The sequence below is a fragment of the Salmonella sp. SAL00653 genome (genome assembly GCF_046552515.1).
In the GTDB taxonomy this organism is placed as follows: Bacteria; Pseudomonadota; Gammaproteobacteria; order Enterobacterales; family Enterobacteriaceae; genus Salmonella; species Salmonella enterica.
This window is the reverse complement of record NZ_JBGDTY010000045.1, coordinates 1-1,000: the sequence shown is the minus strand read 5'-3', so window position 1 is coordinate 1,000 and position 1,000 is coordinate 1. Positions and strand designations below refer to the sequence as shown.

The 1,000-nt window shown below is 48.1% G+C and carries 3 protein-coding genes; 1 reads left to right on the top strand and 2 read right to left on the bottom strand.

Going from position 1 to position 1,000, the window contains the following annotated elements; all coding sequences use genetic code 11:
• On the top strand, positions 1-77 hold a 77-nt coding region (locus tag ACLJRU_RS23345), incomplete at its 5' end, for a PipA/GogA/GtgA family type III secretion system effector (RefSeq protein ID WP_139774152.1).
• A gap of 120 nt (positions 78-197) precedes the next feature.
• On the opposite strand, the gene ACLJRU_RS23340 is transcribed toward ACLJRU_RS23345, so the two are convergent.
• Together ACLJRU_RS23340 and ACLJRU_RS23335 are read right to left on the bottom strand one after the other, a co-directional pair.
• Positions 198-878, bottom strand: a complete 681-nt coding sequence (locus ACLJRU_RS23340; protein ID WP_000993185.1) for a bacteriophage antitermination protein Q — start codon at positions 876-878, stop codon at positions 198-200.
• Positions 875-1,000, bottom strand: a 126-nt coding sequence (locus ACLJRU_RS23335; RefSeq protein WP_198872566.1) for a YlcG family protein, incomplete at its 5' end; no start/stop codon positions are given. The genes ACLJRU_RS23335 and ACLJRU_RS23340, both read right to left, overlap by 4 nt.

Sequence of the window (1,000 nt, the reverse complement as noted above, 5' to 3'; positions counted from 1 at the left end):
TCGAGTATACCAATATTATTTTAAAAGAGATGGGCCACGCAGCACCTCCAAGAATCGCCTACGAATTTAGTAATTGATCCCCTCCAGAAACGCAAAAGCCCCGCGGTGTTATCCGCAGGGCTTGAATTTGTTTGGTCGACGATTGAAGCTATGGCGACGATATCAGATTTACATAAAATATATGCTAATTAGTTCATTTATGCAATACATTGCTGATAATTTGCTGCTTTTTGCTGTGAACGTGATTGTACAACGTGATGTAGTGCCTGGGAGTCTAATCTCTTATACAGTCTGGTCATTGCCTCGTAATGCTCCACGTAATTTTGAGACCAGTTTGTTTTGTTAACGCCCACCAGTGCAGCGAGATCACCATACTGATAGACATCACGGCCAGCTAATTCCGATTTCACATCCTGCGCTGCAAGCCAGATAAGCTGGCGCAGGCGGTCAATAGTCTTTTTAGCTACCCGCTTACCCTCCAGTTGCTGGCTGAATTGCTCCCACGCCCAACGTGTTATTTCGACCTGGTGTTCCCAGCAGGTATTCTCACTGTAATTCCACAACAACCACGCCTTGTAGTGTTCATCGAGTGAAAGAACCGCCCGGCGCCATGAGGCAGTGGAATATTCCACAGGCTTTACCAGCGGGATAGCACTTCCTTTCGCCAGCGACTGCTTGCCGGGGATTGGCGGGTTATTTAACGTTATCCAGCTTTCTGTTTCCTCGTCCCAGATACGCTGTTTTTTTCGGGGATAGTTTTTCGTGTCGAATTGCGCGTTCTCCAGCCAGGCCAAAAGCTGCCCTTTAGTCTCCCCGCTTAAATCGGCTGTCGCTACCATTAGCTGTTCACGTACATACTGGAGGTATAGAGCGTTCATTGAGTAAATCCTGTGAACTGATAAATACGAACAAAATTGCGCAGGATGCGGTAGTCAACCAACACCGACCCCGGACGGCGGTAAATACGGAGGCGCTGCCAGCGCATGCGGAGTATCTCGAT

Coding starts and splice junctions, on each gene's coding strand:
- ACLJRU_RS23340 (WP_000993185.1), bottom strand. CDS start 878: ATGAACGCTCTATACCTCCAGTATGTACGTGAACAGCTAATGGTAGCG.